The organism is Vibrio sp. D173a (genome assembly GCF_030248475.1).
Genome location: NZ_JAHGAH010000453.1, coordinates 1 through 885, shown reverse-complemented (window position 1 = coordinate 885; position 885 = coordinate 1). Strand labels below are relative to the sequence as shown.

1 protein-coding gene and 1 pseudogene are annotated in these 885 nt (G+C 42.3%); both read left to right on the top strand.

Annotated elements, in window-relative coordinates; translation table 11 throughout:
* A partial coding sequence (locus KIV40_RS26670; protein WP_285352198.1) for an iron-containing alcohol dehydrogenase occupies positions 1-645 on the top strand: 645 nt, incomplete at its 5' end.
* A 14-nt stretch (positions 646-659) separates the two neighbouring features.
* A pseudogene (locus KIV40_RS26665) lies at positions 660-885 on the top strand (phosphonoacetaldehyde hydrolase); the annotation flags it as partial.

Genomic DNA, 885 nt, shown 5'->3' with positions numbered 1-885 from the left:
GAAAACGACAAGAAATACTCTCTATCCGACCCGAGACTATACCCAACAGCAGCTATTGTACATGCGCCATTTACGGCAAAGCTACCGGTCTCAATTACCGTAAGCACTGGGCTTGATGCTCTCTCTCACGCACTTGAAAGCTTATGGAATAAAAACCGGAATCCGATCAGTGCGGTTTTTGCTGTCACAGCATCAAAAGCGATCATCACTATATTGCCGAAACTGGTAAAACAACCCACAAACTTAACACTTAGAACCAAAATGCAAGAAGCAGCTTTGATGGCAGGCCTCGCTTTCTCGAATACAAAAACCTCTATTGCCCACAACATGTCCTACGCGGTCACACTAGAAAAAGGCACAGCACATTGCATTGCATGCAGCTTTACGCTACCCGCAATCATTCGCTCTATTGACACCGACGACCAAGAGCTCATCAACTATTTAGAAACTATTTTTGACTCAAGCATTGGGCAAGCTGCCAAAAAAATGGAGCGATTTCTTAACGAGCTCAATATTAAAACAGATCCAATCAGTTACGGATATTCAAAAGAACAATGGAATAGCTTAGTAGAGCAAGCATCACAAGGCCAAAGGGGGAGAAATTTCTCAGGAAATATTAATCAACTTATTGCGAATTTTAATTAAATTGGATTTATGAAATGAAAACAGTAGAAGCAGTTATATTTGACTGGGCAGGAACCACGGTTGATTTTGGTTCTTTTGCTCCCACCACAATTTTTGTTGAAGCATTTAAAGAAGCCTTCAATTTCGAAATAACTCTAGGCGAAGCTCGTGGCCCAATGGGAATGGGGAAATGGGATCACATTCGTACGTTGGGCAACGATGAAGCAATCTCGGCACGTTGGATTCAACATTTCGGTGCAC